Origin of the sequence: Agarivorans sp. Toyoura001 (assembly GCF_005405585.1) — a bacterium.
Taxonomy (GTDB): domain Bacteria; phylum Pseudomonadota; class Gammaproteobacteria; order Enterobacterales; family Celerinatantimonadaceae; genus Agarivorans.
The window spans coordinates 61,051-74,818 of sequence record NZ_BJEQ01000006.1; the positions used below are offsets into that span (position 1 = coordinate 61,051).

The window sequence follows — 13,768 nt, forward strand, 5'->3', positions numbered from 1 at the left end:
CCCTAGGGCTTAAGCCGCTTTTGGTGGCATGGCGACAACATCAACCAAGTCATACAACACGGTAATTGGCTCGGCAGTCGCTTTAGTCACTTTAAATTCAAGCGACTTTGAGGCGGCCGTTGGAAACTTGCCATCTTCACCAAAGCCATACATCAAGTAATCCAACACAAAATACCCGGCTACGGCTTCGCGGTTATGTACCGCCAAATCAAAGGCGTTATCTTCGGCTGTTACTTCATGCTCAATTTTATCGTCGCGCCAAATTTCGATTTTTTGAATATCGTTGGTTGGGCTACTGAGCAACATACGGCGCAAGAACCGGTAAGGGCTGCGCTGCTTGTATTGGTGCGGCAACATGCCACCGGTGTTGTGATTCCACGTATCGGTAACAAGGCGCGGTAAAAAGTAACGCTGCGCTTGGGGCGCAGTCACTTTCGCGCGAGCGCTTAGCTCCAATACGGGATCACCATCAACGAAGGAATCAAATTCAACGTAGATGAAAATCAAATCGGTCGGCTTGGTCACGAACTCACAAGAGCGAACACCGGCGCGAGTACGCAGCGTGAAATCAGCAAAGCGGATAATCACGCGCTTGTTACTCGGGTCGACAAAGATTTTCTTTTGTTGGTCGAGTGCTTTTAGCTGCGCAGGTGAAATGGCAATAAATTCTTCACCGTTAAGCGTCATGCTCACACGGCGAATTTTATCAACGGCAGAACAAGTGATTTCAATCTCTTGGTAAGTGGGTCCATTGATTAACTGCATACTGGCCTTGCTGCCATAGTGAACACCGTTAAACGGGTCTAAGGCTCGGCTTTTTGGGTTAAAAATTCCGCGCATGGCGGCTAAGACTTGGCTCATTTCTAGTTATCCTATGATGCGTCTAACTGAGCGAATGTTGTTAGACGCATAAGTAACAGCGACCGACACAATCAACGCGACAATTAGAGAAATGATTAAAATTTCGGTATGTTTTTTACTCATGGCATTAGCCCTTAAGTAAATCGTTTACAAATTCAATGTGGTTGTTGGCGTAGATAGCAGCAAAGGCCGCCGCTAACGCGATACCAAACACGATTAACATGCTGATTAAATCCATCGGCTTGTTTCCTAGTTAAAGTTAAAAAAACGCTTAAGAGGCCTGCACCCTAACAAGCGTTTTTGGAACCGGCGCAAGCACTTTTCGGAAAACGCCTCCAACTTTTCGGAAACTAGCGGTAAATAACGCCTTGAAACTCGCCGCTATCGGTCAGGGTGAGTAACTTAGCTTTGCCTTTGGCACGGAAGCGAGGGGATCCCTCTTTCCAGTTTTTGCCACTGGCACCTTTGAAATCAATCACGCCACGGCAAACAATGCCCTTATCACTAGTCCACTGGAAAAACTGCAACGGTTCGCGCGGGATTTCGGTGACCGGTATACCTAACTTGCTGGCAATGTAGGCCGCATCATCATCGGTATTGTGGCGACATACATGTACGAAGCTGGCGTTATTCATCAGGGTTTTATCGACTTCTTGGCCGCGCTGTACAGTGCCAATAATCAACGGTTGATAAGCCAAACCTTGGTTAATCAATCTACCCCACGCACCGGCGGCTTTGCTGCTGTTAGTCACAGCGGCCAACTCTTCACAGACAATCGCGGCGGGCGCTTGGCGATTCCAGTTAAACGCCACATCACAGAAAAACTGAAAGCTTTTCGGGTCACTGGCAATTAACGCAAACTTACCCGCGCCGCTGCAGTTGCGAACTGCTTTCAGAAATTCGCCCTTATCGGTAAAGCCCTTAAAGCCCATTTGCGCCACGTACTCGCCTTTGGGGTCAAAGGCCAATACCCGCTTTTGTTTTTCAACGATGCGCTTTACCGGTACGGATTTACCAGAGCGAGAAACGCCGATAAATAGAATCATTTTTCCATCATGCCGCATGGTGTTTTACCTCTGCATTATCATCGTTGGCCGCTTCACCTTTGTTAAAGGCGGCTTTGGCTTCGAGTTCTTTTAGCTTCTTGTTCGAGCGAGCTTGCGCTACCGCTGAAACAATTCCGACTGTCGCCCATACTGCAGCTAGCTCTTTCTTGTATTTGTCCATGAACCCGAGCAGTCCAAACTCAGGGAAGTAATCCACAATAAGTTCGGCGTAAGACTGACTGACTTTTTCGTAATGTTCTTGGTCGATTTCGGTGCGCAACACACCCGAAATAGCCAAACTCAAACCGGCTTTAATCGCAGTCTTAGCGCCGTTAACTTTCTGCTCATACGTTAGAGGAATAGGCGCGCGCCCCAAATCCGAGCTGTAGTTATCATCATTAGCTGAATTTGATGGTGCAGGCGCTTCTTTTGCTGGCTCCGCTGGTTTAGGTACTAAATCATGTTCGATTTCGATGCGCCGCCAGTCCTGCGCAATCGTTTCTTTGCTTACATCTACTTGGTTCATTGGGTTTTACTCCGAAACAGGGAAAAGACCTTTTTGGCTTTGGTTGGTTTTTCGGTTTCATGGTCGGGTATTGTGTCGCTCGTTGTTTCGGGCGCAGCACTGCTGTTGCTGGCTTCGCCCGAAATGAGGTGAGCATACTTTTCAATGAGAATGGCTTGGCCGCGCGCGCTCTGGTATTTCAGCACACCGACCGGCGTATTGAGGTAATATTTACCCCGCTTATCTTTCATAAGGTGCGCATCTTCGCCCGTTTCAGGACAAGGCACCGTTGCGATTTGCTCGGCCATAGGATTCCTTAAGCGGCTACTTCATATTTTTGTTCAAGCACAGTTACACGCTCGTCTAAGTCAGCAATTAGCTCGCCCATTTCGTGGGTGATGTCGTCTAAGGTTTCTAACATTGCCATGGCATTCTTGGCCGCTGGCGCTAAGGTTTCCGCGCCACCACTTAATAAGCTCAATGCGCTCATTGGATTGGCTGCAATTTTTGCTAGCACCGGCTTTAGCTCGCCCAATTCGGACTCAAGCTGCTTTTTTACTACTTCTTTCTTGGCTATTAACGCGTTTAAGCGCTCAGTATTCATCATGCGGGTAACTCCATTTGTTGGTATTCAAGCCAATCACTTAAGCTGGCTACGTCTTGTTTTACTTTTTCGTGGGTATCGAGAAACCATAAAAGCCCCGACCATTTGGCCGCATTGCGCCAAGCTTTACGGGTGCTAATGATGGTAGAAATGCGTTTACTTTGATTAACCTGGAGGGGCTTTCGGTAATGACCAAGCTCGCCGCTGTCCATGGCATCTAGCTCTTGGGGATTCCAGCCACGCGAACCGCTCGCCCAGCTTAGAAACTTGTCGAGCCTTTCTTTGCCGGTGATAGTGATGTGATAATCGCTAGCCCTTGCGCCTTTGGCTTTGATGGTCTGATAAACGCCGCTTATATCGCGGCTGAGTTTGTCTATTTTGCTGCGTAGTTTGTCGGCTTGGCTGCGTAGCTTGGGCTTTTTGGCAAACTTGATTTTGTCATAAGCTTTTTGCGCTTGGCTGGCTTCGTCTTTCTTGGCTTTGATTTGTGCAAAGCGCCAACGGTTCTCATAATTCCAACGGTCTTTAAGCTCGTTGATAATCGCGGTCATGTTGTCGGCTTCATAAGAGGCGATACATTCCCAAGCCGGTGCGCGAGCCCCTTTGCTGATGTTGTAGCGGTTACCGCGTATTTCGCCTTGGTCGCTCTTACTGCCTTTGGCTACATAACCCAGCGCTTTAAGTAGATAGCCGCTGGCTGCATTGGCATTGCGTATGCGCTCAAGCTTGGCAAAGCCTAAGCCCCACAATTTTTCTAAGCGCTTCGCCCATTCATCAAAGAACACACGCGGCACAGACCAGCGCAACAACACATGGCAATGCGGGTTCGGCTCACCGTCTTGGTTGTCGGGCATTTCCGCGCACCAAATATAATCAAACTCGCCCTCGCCTTGGGTTTCTTCGGGTACTGCACTAGCGCCAATGCAATCAATGCCGTTGCGTGTTTCCACTATCTTTTCATCACATACCCAGCCACGCTGATACATTTTTTTAGCGGCTGAAAAGAAGCGGCTAACCTCTGCGCCAATGGTACTTTCACCAGAAACAATGCGCGCTCGTGCTGCAGTATCAAAAGTCAGAGTTAAAAACGTAGTAAACCCGCCTTTGGCGACTTGCACATACGCGCCACTGTCCATGATTTTGCTCGCGGCGCGACTGTTTAATTCACTGGTAATGCGCTCGCCTTGGTTTGCACTTGGCGGCTCGCTGTTACTAACACTTGCTTCAACCCTTACGCGGTATTGATTTGCCCAATCGCGCTTATAAATTCGGGCGATTGGGTTATGCGTTGCGTACACTTCACCGGTTTTACGGCATACGCGGCTTGGGTTTATCTCATTGTGGGTCGCAGCAAACGGGGCTAACACCGTTTGCTGTAGCTGGCGATTGTCGGCATGGGTTTCTAACTTATGCAGCTCGCGCAGCTTGTGAGAGTCGAAATAAAAGCGAGCTTTAGCACTATCAGAGGCAGTCGCGGAGCGTTGTCCGACTTTTGCACCTCTGGACAAGGCTATTGCTTCTGGCTTCGCCAGCCCTGCGGGGCTAGTCAATTGAATGCCCTTTCTGAGCTTGCGCTCATGCTCGCCCAAATCAGATACAGGAAAATGATTTAAGGGCGTGAAATTTTGATTAACAGGAATTTCAGAACTAAAAAAAGCCGGACATAACCGGCTTACTGCATCATCAATGATGGAATCATTGAATTGTATTTGGTCAAAACGCTGGCGGACCACCGGTTTTACTGCTGATGTATTTGAATTCATTATCCACCCCTAACCTATAAACATGTAGGTTGGTTTCTTCTGGGGTGCACTCCATGAAGTCGTATTGGTTATCGCCAGATTGATAGAATGCAGCGAAGAAGATGATATTGTCTCTATCATTTAGTGCTACCCCCATTGAAGCATGAGGGATCTCTTTTGCTAAGAGGCGTTGAAAAACGACTAATTCGGGAGGCCAGCCCGAGCTTTTGAATAGTATTTTCAAGTTTCTTTCTGCAAGCATTTTCTTCAGTGCAGTGCTTTGCTGTCGTTTTGTTAACATCCTGACCCCAAAAGTATTTTTGATTACCTGAGTGAATGTTACTAGATTTATCAATAACTTTCATTCTCAAGCCCCCAACACTGTTTTGTGGTAGTCAGGTGCTTCACGCTCACCGGCTAAGATTTGGCGCAGTGCGAAACAACATCGAGTACCTTTTTCACGCTGAGTTTGAGTTAAACGTTTAGCAGCTTCGTAAGGCGTTAAGCCTTGCCAATTAGGGTCATTGGCTGGGATAGGTTTTTCAACTTGGAGATCCATTAGCTTACCCCGCGTAACAATTCGCGAGCGCTTTTTGCTGCTGCGTAAATTCTGCGGTATTCACCAGCTTGGTTTATACAACTGGCTGCTGCGGCTCTCAATCCAATGTCGTAGTAAGATTTGGCACTATTAAGGCGAGAACTAAAGCCCATTTTTGCATTGTGCATAATTGATTCAGCAACACGCACTGAGCTTAAAGGGATTGTTATTTCGTGTAGCGGTGTATTCATCATGATTACTCCAGGTCGTTAGGTTGTCTGGTTGTTCTGACTAAGTCAGACGCCGCCCCGCCGCTTGAACTAGGGGGTGCAGGATGCGGGGCGACTAACAACCCCTACAGACTACACAACCTTTGTGGTGTTACACAACCTACCCAGTGTGCGTTGTTTGTACAAATAAACAGTACTACACTGTACTCAGGGGGTAAAAAATGATTACTACACTTGAACTTTTGGATGGGCTCAAAGCCCGCCGTGATATATCTAGCGACTATAAACTAGCGAAATATCTAGGTATAACGCAGCAAGCAGTATCTAAGCTTAGAAATGGCACTTCTATGTCTGAGGAAATGGCTTTTAAAATTGCTGATGATTTAGAAATGGATGCAGAGCTAGTTGTGCTGTCTATATTGCTTGAAAAAGCAAAGAACGAGCGAACAAAAAGCATTTTGAAAAAGCTTGTTGCTTAGGCTTAAATTCTAACTCCAAATGGCACTAAATGATTACAACCTTAGACCTTTTGAATGGTCTTAAAGCCCGTTATAACCTACCAAGCAACTATAAAGCTGCTAAACATCTAGGTATAACACCTACGGCCGTAAATAGTTGGCATAAGGGAGTATCTATGTCTTCAAAGACAGGACTTAGGGTTGCTGAGCTTTTAGATATGGATGTTGACTTTGTACACGTGTGTTTGCTGTTAGAAAAGGCCAAAGATGAGTTGGAAAAAGCTAGCTTAGAACGGATTATTGCTAAGATAGAAAAGTGATGTTTTTGAACTACACTTTATAAATTTTCTTTTGCGTGATGCGAAAGAATTCGAGAACTCCCTACCCCTTACGTGGTAAGGCCTAGGCGCACATTTATATTATTATAACTAATATACATTATGCGCCTTATGAGTGGGTTTTTAGCAATCCACAGAAGTTTGCCTGTAATTACCGGTTTAAATAAAACCTTAACTTAGGTGGTCTAAAGGCTTGTTCTCGGCTGACTGATGCCGCTCAACTCTAGAGGTATGCAAATATTGAGATGTGGTATCGATACTGTCGTGTCCTGCATCTGCTTGCACATGAGATAATGGCCGGCCTACTAAATTGATGTCGTGAGAAATTCCGGTGTGTCTAATGCTGTGCGGTGTTAGCTGGCGCATTTCGTTTGCGTCTTGGTCAAAGCCGTCTGCTTCGGCGTGCTGAGCGGCTTGTTCAATTACAATGTAGATTTGCTCCCTCAGTTGTCTTATACCAAGGTTGGCATTGAGTAAGCCCGTGTCGCGGCCTCGGCCTGCTGCTCGGTGTCGAATAAACAATGGCGTGTTTTCGTTAGGCGCTGGTAATGGCTTTAAACCTAAATATGTACGGTAACGTTGTAAGGCTGACAATAATTCTTTCGAAACAGCCACACTCCGTTTTTTTCCACCTTTACTGCGCGGTATGTGAAAACCCCAAACGGAGGTTTTAGCATCTCGTTTAAACTGTCCCATTATTGGGGAAAAACCTGGTCGTGCAGCGACTTCAGATATACGTAAATAACAGCCATACATAAGGCTAACGAGAAACAAAATGCGCTCATTTTCGCTCGGTTCGTCATTTGCTAGTTGTTGAGCTGCAGCCATGACATAAGACCACTGCAGATCACTAAACGCTTTAATATCCTCGTAATCTTCGCCGCTCACGGTGTGCTGGCTGCCGACTTTAAAGCGACCACTTTTCATTAACATCATTGCCGGGTTTCGTTCAGTGTATTCTTCATTAATTAAGTAAAAAAAAAGGACGATAAGATAGCCAACTTGGTCTTAAGTGCTTTGTCACTGATTTGATAAGCTTGCTCAACACCATCGCGTTTTTTACCCAAAAATGGCCGCCAAAGCACATTAGGAATACGTTCTTCTAATTGTTTATGGGTAATAAATTGCGCGACATTTCTGTAGGCAATCAAAGGTGTTGGAGGATTGGCGCAGTAATCGAGGTAACGGTTTAGAACACGACGAGTAATATCGCCTACGGATATTTGTTCTACGCAGTACGCCCAATGCAAAAACGTGGTTAACTCACTTCTGTAGGTTTTGTAGTTATTTTCGCTAAACCGTTGTTCTAACAACCATTCAACAGCAAACTCATACACATATCCAGCATCAGCTACTTGGTTGATGGTAATGCTAGCTAAATGTTGGTTAACTGTACTGTTACCATCTTCAAGGTATTGTAAGGAATCAAATAAAGGGATCGCTGGCGGTAGTTCAAACATTCAAAGTTCTATAACACGTTGATTTGTAGAATTATTATAGCTTAAAAAGCAATTGCCGATAAATAGCATTATCGGCAATTAGACAACAAATTAGGCATAGAAATATAAAGCAAACTTAAGTCATCCCCATCTATAATAACTGGTATAATCGCCGATTAGCCTAATTAGGCACTTTATTTACGCTTGTTCCACTTGGAGCAATAGGACGACTGATGAATTTGAAAAACGAACTTCAAACGGTTCACAATAAGCTGGAAACTGCCAAAAGAAAACTAAATGCAGCCCACGATCGTGGTGATACAGCAATGATTAGCCAATTTAATAAAACGGTTGAGATACTGACTAAAAAGCTTAAAAGCGTTAAAGCTCAGCAAACTAAGCAGTTAAGCCAGCAAGGCGGTGATGTGAAATCCCTCCCCTTTAGCCGCGTTCTCACTAAGCAAGAACAAGCAGACATGGGTAAGCTAAAAAAATCAGTTAAAGGTTTAGTCGTTGTACACCCTATGACTGCGCTAGGCAGAGAGATGGGCATAAAAGAAGTGACAGGTTACGCTACAAAAGAATTCTAGTTATTAGGGCAAAGCCTCACCGCTTTGCCCTACTCTTTACCGCATTAATCCGCGATTAAATGGGCAGGCACAAAGCCTAAGTACTTCTCCCCACCTACCATTAAACTGTAACTTTGATTAGCAACTATATCTTGATAGCGCAGCATGCTCCCGTCGGGAAATTTAACTTCAACGCTTGCTTTGGTTAACGCTCCGAGGGAAAACACAGTTGGTAAACCATCCCACCTGGCACGCTGCTGCTCTATAACCTCGTCTCCATTAAAGAGCGTTAATATAGCGTCTACCGCATAAGGGTTTGGGCTTTTGTATCTTGGGTATAAATACACAGTATTTTGCTGTGCTTCACCCGTGTTCAGAAAAACCTGCAATTGTTTGTTACTCGCACCGCCTATTATTAAATCTTGGCGTAAGTCGTTGTTTATATCTGCGATAAATATGGGGTTTGAATCCCAGCCCTTAAATGACAACACTTCTTTAAATTGCCCTTTACCATTATTTTCCAACACCTTACCGTATTTTTTACGTGGATTAGACACCACTAAATCTAGATCAAGGTCGTTATCAAAATCGACTGCAAAGATTCTCACTAGATAAGGTGCACCTGCATTTAACATTTCTCGCAGTGCCGATTTTTGCCGTGCAAACCCGTGCTTGCTGGCAAGGTAAATATCACCTTCGCCTTTACCAGTGGTAATAATGTCTTGGCGTTGATCACCATTTAAGTCGCCGACAAAAATGGGCGTCGCTTTAACGGGCAACTTGAGAATGTCGTTAGCTAACTGAAAACCATTTTGTTGATTGGCCAAAAAATACCAACCAAGGTGTTCGCCACCATATCCGCCGTGCCCAGCAACAATAATGTCGGCGAGTGAATCATTGTTTAAATCTAGTGGCGCTAACATGGGCGCAGGCTGCGGCGACCTATTCAAAAAATGTTGGGACACTTTAGTGCGAAAAAAACGATTGGCTTTATTGTTCGCTCTAAACTCTTCCTCTATGTGTTGGAACTTTTCCGGCAGTAAATGATTGGCGTTAGAGCGAAACGTTTTGTCGCGAATAAACTGTTGCTTGGCGGCGTGATAGAAAAAAGCCCCTTTACTGCCGGCATCGAGGTCTAGATAACCATCGCCATTTAAATCACTTACCGTTTTTGCATAAGATACTGGAGAGAATGTTTGTTTTTCAGAACCGGTCGTTAACTCGGTTGCTTTATTTATGACATAAGGATTCTTTTTTTCATCGGAAAATGCTGCAATGTCTAACCAACCATCACCATCAAAATCAAAAAACCAAGGCCTGTCATCTGCTCCGGGTAACTGATTATCTGGAGCTATAAATTCTAATGTGCCTTTAGGGATAAGTTGATTAACTAACAATTTCCCACCGGGCTGGCCGTGGTGAGACAAATAGATATCTATATCGCCGTCGTTATCATAATCAAAGCCACCTACTCCCCAGGGCCACCATCCATGAGAGCCGAATTTTCCACCTTGCCGCTTTAACTCCTGGTCATGCCACGAAGAGATAATACTGTCTGCATTCGTCGCTACTTGTTTAAAGGTTAAGGAATAACCGGTTTGAGGGAGCCAGCAAGCAAATAAAAGTGCTGAGGTAAAACTTCTTTTTGAAAGTGATTTAAGCGGTAGCATAAAGAGCCCTTACAAACAAAAAGCCAGCTTTTAGCTGGCTTTAATAAAGTGAAAACTAACTAGTTAAGATCACCATCTTGCCAGAACTTGGTTCCCTTAATGGTTGCTTCTAGTGATAAGCCTGCTTCTGTTAGTTGATAAATTTGCACGTCACCAATGGCTCCTTCTACTTCTGCAGAGCCGCCTTTATCGCCCGCTGTTGCTGCTGCATCTGCTTGAGCACCGAACAACCAGCCACTTTCTACGAATTTGTCGAATGACTCTCTGGTTTTAAAGATCATCAATGCGCGGAAGTCTTTCACTCCCAAGCCAAACCCTACCCCCGCTTCACCCATTTTCATGTAAGTCTTTTTGCCTGATGCATTGTCTACAGCTATACCAGTGCCGCCGCCGGCTGAAATAACAAACAGATTTACTCCAACGTTACTAAATACCGCATAACCCACCCCGGCAGACATTTTTGAGGAGATGTCGGGCTTTTCTTGTTTAAATTTTGCGATGGTTTCGTTGGCTGATTTATCGTACTCAGCGCGGTCTTCGGCAACGTCGGCTAACACAAAGTTACTCACAAGTAATAGAGAAGCGCATAGGTAACTAACTAAATTTTTCATTCGGTTATCCTTTAACGGTAAATAGGGTTAGTTTTTAGTTTCGGCCAGTGGCAGTGATACAGTAATAGTAGTCGTATTTTCTGCGTCACTGACTTTCATATTTACTTCACCATTTTGGGCGTGCGTTAATAAACTCACTGAGTAAGTGCCGAGCCCGGTGCCTGATTGCTTACCAGACGTGACATACTTTTCCCAAAAATTCTCTCGTATACTCTGTGGGACGGCACCGATATTTTCGGTAGTCACTGCGATTTTATCTGCTGAAGTGCTAATACGAACTGATACTCGGGTTCTATCTGGTGCGGCTTCACAGGCGTTTTTTAGCAAGTTAAAAAATAACGAGTAGCTTAAAGATTCATCGCCATAAACCAATGCTTCATTACCTGGATCTTCTTCTTCAGGTTCTAAGTACATGGTGAGTTGTTTAGTGTTGAAGGTATTCTTTACAACAGAGAGCATTTTTTTGAGCATAAGATGAATTGAAAAAGCCTTAGCTTGTAATTTGAAACGCCCTTGCTCTATTTTGTATAGCTCTGTAGATAAGTTAATCATGTTAAGTAACTGCATCGACAACTCATCTATCACACTTGCGTGCTCTGATGCAGAGCTAGAAAGGGTTCTGTCTTCTTTTATCTGCTCTGCTAAGGCCACAATCCCTGCTATTGGGCCTTTTAAGTCATGCCTTAGCAACTGGTCGACGCTGTTTTTTAAGATCTCTTTCTCTAGTAGGTTGTCTAAATCGGATTGCAAATGTTTGTGTAAATCAACATAGCGCAATAAATTTCTAACCCTAAGTTTAAGTAAATCAGGCTGTATGGGTTTAGTGATGTAATCTACCGCACCGATAGATAAACCCTTGGTTTGATCGCGTACTTCGGTTAACGCAGTAACAAATATGACCGGAATGTGCTGAGAACTAGGGTGTTCTCGCAGTTTTTGCAATACTTCATAACCATCCATTCCTGGCATCATTACGTCTAAAAGCACTAAATCTGGAGGCGTGTCTGAATGGCATATGTCGAGTGCTTTTTGCCCTTCTTTGGTAAGCAATACACGGTAATCGCTACGTAATAGTCCGCCAAGCAAGGTTAAGTTTTCTGGCGTGTCGTCTACCACTAAAATCGAGTGTTGTTGCGATTTTACTGGTGGAGCTTGATAAGCGTCTTTATCCTCAAGTTCGTCACTGATTATTTCTTCTATTTCTTCTGTAGAGAAATATTGAGCCCGGTTTCTTACATCACCCTGTGCTGCTTGTTTCACTCTGCCCTGCAAAGTAGAGGTAGTAAATGGCTTGATAATGAGATCGGTAACGCCGCCAGATATTGCCTCAGAAACTCTGTCACGCTCTGCTTCTGCAGTAATCATAATAAAAGGAATGTGGCGCCAGGTTTCTGAGTTTCGTACCTCTTTCAAAAACTCTATGCCGCTCATCACCGGCATATTCCAATCAGACAATATAATGTCTACATGGCGTTTTTTTAGTACGCTAAGTGCCTGCGCACCATTTTCGGCTTGAACAATGTTACCAACACCAAAGCGTCTTAATTGTTCTTGGGTAATTTTTCTCATTGGCGCCATGTCGTCGACAATAAGAACGGTAAGCTTACTAAGATTCATTCGAATGCATTCCTTGCCTTTACTTTTTTTAGCGCCAATCCCACAACTTAATCTTGGTTTTCTTCAAACTTAGCTTTTATTTCCAGAATCTCTGGTAAGGCTGCAATAAATAAAGGAACGAGTGTTGGGTCAAAATGTGTACCAGCTTCGCTTTTTAATAGGTCAACTGCTTTTTCTACTGGCCAGGCTTGTTTGTAAGGTCGCTGAGAAGTCAGTGCGTCAAACACGTCTGCGATAGCTACAATTCGGCCTACAATAGGAATGTCTTCTCCAGCCAAACCATTTGGATACCCGCTACCATCCCATTTTTCATGATGGGTTAACGCCACTGTTTTGGCTAAATCGAGTAACTCTGAGCTGTCTCCTTCACCAAGAATTTCACCGCCAATAACCGCGTGACTTTGCATGATATCCCATTCGTCGGCATCTAATTTTCCGGGTTTTTGTAATACGCTATCGGGAATACCAATTTTACCAATGTCGTGCATGGGCGCTGCGTTCATTAGTACTTCTGCATCAGGTTCGCTCATGCCAGCCGCAATACCTAAAATTTTGGAGTAATGACTCATTCGAATCACATGTAGGCCGGTTTCATTGTCTTTATATTCAGCTGCTCGCCCTAAACGCTGAATGATTTGCAATCGGGTGGTGTTAATTACATCGGTTTGTTCTTTTACTTTTCGGTCTAGCTCTCTATTTTGGTTAAATAAGGCTAAGTGAGTTTTTACCCTTACTTTAACAACCGGAGGACTAACAGGTTTAGTGATGTAATCTACAGCACCTAACTCTAAGCCATGGAGTTCATCTGCGGGGCTAATTTTAGCGGTAACAAATACCACCGGAATATGGCGAGTTGTTAAATCGTCTTTTAAGCGGCGACATACTTCAAAACCGTCTATGCCTGGCATCATGATGTCGAGCAAGATTAAATCAGGCTTGTTAGCTTTAGATACAATTTTTAGTGCCATGTCGCCATTTCGAGCGACTTGTATCTTATAGTCTTCACGCAGAATGCCAGCTAATACGTCAATGTTCTCAGGGGTATCGTCAACGATGAGAACGGTGGCTCTGTTTTCCATAAAAATCCTTGTTTACGAATCTGCCAATTTTCCTCTTAGATAAAAGTAACTATAGACATAAAATCAACACTTTAATAACACTAAATTGCAAATCAAGTGATTTACAGAACCTCAACATTTACTGAGGATATAATGAAAATATTGAAAGAATACCTTTAGTGCAGCGGACTTAAGGCTTTGGCTAGATAAATGCGTAATATCGAGGTCGCAAAATAAGTTATACGAATGTAAATTAATGCCCCATAATTGATCTTGATCAATGCGGTTTGCCGTTTGGAAACAAATTGTTAAAAATATAGCGGAGATATGCAAATAACTAGTTTTTCAATCTGTTATTTGCCTAATCGATCAAGTATGATCGCGCCGTTAGCCTACAGCTATACTCGCCCACACAGCGCTAAACGTAACGTAGACTAACAATTCGTTTCATGTTGTTGATGCACCTGCATTTAACTCGCTTA

General features: G+C 44.2%; 16 protein-coding genes and 1 pseudogene. 3 read left to right on the top strand and 14 right to left on the bottom strand.

Annotated features, from left to right (window positions below; all coding sequences use genetic code 11):
- Positions 1-9 precede the first annotated feature (9 nt).
- The 9 genes from FFR00_RS09595 to FFR00_RS09635 all read right to left on the bottom strand — a co-directional run bounded on the left by FFR00_RS09595 (position 10) and on the right by FFR00_RS09635 (position 5,550).
- On the bottom strand, positions 10-861 hold the full coding sequence (locus FFR00_RS09595) for a major capsid protein P2 (protein ID WP_137673179.1): 852 nt from the start codon (positions 859-861) through the stop codon (positions 10-12).
- Positions 862-1,211: 350 nt separating this feature from the next.
- Positions 1,212-1,925 (bottom strand): hypothetical protein, encoded by a 714-nt coding sequence (locus FFR00_RS09600; protein ID WP_137673180.1) that lies wholly within the window; start codon positions 1,923-1,925, stop codon positions 1,212-1,214.
- Positions 1,915-2,433: a hypothetical protein gene (locus FFR00_RS09605; protein WP_137673181.1), complete on the bottom strand. Its 519-nt coding sequence runs from the start codon at positions 2,431-2,433 to the stop codon at positions 1,915-1,917. The genes FFR00_RS09600 and FFR00_RS09605 overlap by 11 nt, the downstream gene beginning before the upstream one ends.
- Positions 2,430-2,720, bottom strand: coding sequence for a hypothetical protein (locus tag FFR00_RS09610; RefSeq protein ID WP_137673182.1), 291 nt, complete (start codon positions 2,718-2,720; stop codon positions 2,430-2,432). Before FFR00_RS09610 ends, FFR00_RS09605 begins: the two co-directional genes overlap by 4 nt.
- A gap of 8 nt (positions 2,721-2,728) precedes the next feature.
- Entirely contained in the window at positions 2,729-3,019 is a 291-nt protein-coding gene (locus tag FFR00_RS09615) for a hypothetical protein (RefSeq protein WP_137673183.1), read from the bottom strand.
- On the bottom strand, positions 3,016-4,779 hold the full coding sequence (locus FFR00_RS09620) for a hypothetical protein (protein WP_137673184.1): 1,764 nt from the start codon (positions 4,777-4,779) through the stop codon (positions 3,016-3,018). Before FFR00_RS09620 ends, FFR00_RS09615 begins: the two co-directional genes overlap by 4 nt.
- The gene (locus FFR00_RS09625; RefSeq protein WP_137673185.1) at positions 4,730-5,059 is read right to left on the bottom strand and encodes a hypothetical protein; all 330 of its coding nucleotides are present in this window, start codon (positions 5,057-5,059) and stop codon (positions 4,730-4,732) included. The genes FFR00_RS09620 and FFR00_RS09625 overlap by 50 nt, the downstream gene beginning before the upstream one ends.
- A gap of 66 nt (positions 5,060-5,125) precedes the next feature.
- Positions 5,126-5,317 carry a hypothetical protein gene (locus FFR00_RS09630; RefSeq protein WP_137673186.1) on the bottom strand — a complete coding sequence of 64 codons (192 nt, stop codon included), beginning with the start codon at positions 5,315-5,317 and terminating at the stop codon, positions 5,126-5,128.
- Entirely contained in the window at positions 5,317-5,550 is a 234-nt protein-coding gene (locus FFR00_RS09635) for a hypothetical protein (protein ID WP_137673187.1), read from the bottom strand. The genes FFR00_RS09630 and FFR00_RS09635 overlap by 1 nt, the downstream gene beginning before the upstream one ends.
- A 197-nt stretch (positions 5,551-5,747) precedes the next feature.
- On the opposite strand from FFR00_RS09635, the gene FFR00_RS09640 reads away from it, so the two are divergent.
- Positions 5,748-6,005: a helix-turn-helix domain-containing protein gene (locus FFR00_RS09640; RefSeq protein WP_137673188.1), complete on the top strand. Its 258-nt coding sequence runs from the start codon at positions 5,748-5,750 to the stop codon at positions 6,003-6,005.
- 155 nt (positions 6,006-6,160) lie between these two features.
- Entirely contained in the window at positions 6,161-6,304 is a 144-nt protein-coding gene (locus tag FFR00_RS21645) for a hypothetical protein (RefSeq protein WP_154675875.1), read from the top strand.
- A 189-nt stretch (positions 6,305-6,493) separates the two neighbouring features.
- Here the strand turns inward: FFR00_RS21645 and FFR00_RS09645 are convergent.
- A pseudogene (locus tag FFR00_RS09645) lies at positions 6,494-7,782 on the bottom strand (tyrosine-type recombinase/integrase).
- A gap of 212 nt (positions 7,783-7,994) precedes the next feature.
- Here FFR00_RS09645 and FFR00_RS09650 point away from each other — a divergent pair.
- Complete coding sequence (locus tag FFR00_RS09650) at positions 7,995-8,351, top strand: YibL family ribosome-associated protein (RefSeq protein WP_137673189.1); 357 nt, start codon at positions 7,995-7,997, stop codon at positions 8,349-8,351.
- 44 nt (positions 8,352-8,395) lie between these two features.
- Here FFR00_RS09650 and FFR00_RS09655 read toward each other — a convergent pair whose 3' ends face one another.
- Genes FFR00_RS09655 through FFR00_RS09670 form a run of 4 tightly spaced genes read right to left on the bottom strand, consistent with a single transcriptional unit; the run spans position 8,396 to position 13,307 of the window.
- The gene (locus FFR00_RS09655; RefSeq protein ID WP_137673190.1) at positions 8,396-10,000 is read right to left on the bottom strand and encodes a VCBS repeat-containing protein; all 1,605 of its coding nucleotides are present in this window, start codon (positions 9,998-10,000) and stop codon (positions 8,396-8,398) included.
- A gap of 59 nt (positions 10,001-10,059) precedes the next feature.
- Entirely contained in the window at positions 10,060-10,611 is a 552-nt protein-coding gene (locus FFR00_RS09660; RefSeq protein ID WP_137673191.1) for a YSC84-related protein, read from the bottom strand.
- 27 nt (positions 10,612-10,638) lie between these two features.
- Positions 10,639-12,228 (bottom strand): response regulator, encoded by a 1,590-nt coding sequence (locus tag FFR00_RS09665; protein ID WP_137673192.1) that lies wholly within the window; start codon positions 12,226-12,228, stop codon positions 10,639-10,641.
- Between the two features lie 47 nt (positions 12,229-12,275).
- On the bottom strand, positions 12,276-13,307 hold the full coding sequence (locus tag FFR00_RS09670) for an HD-GYP domain-containing protein (RefSeq protein WP_137673193.1): 1,032 nt from the start codon (positions 13,305-13,307) through the stop codon (positions 12,276-12,278).
- Positions 13,308-13,768 lie beyond the last annotated feature (461 nt).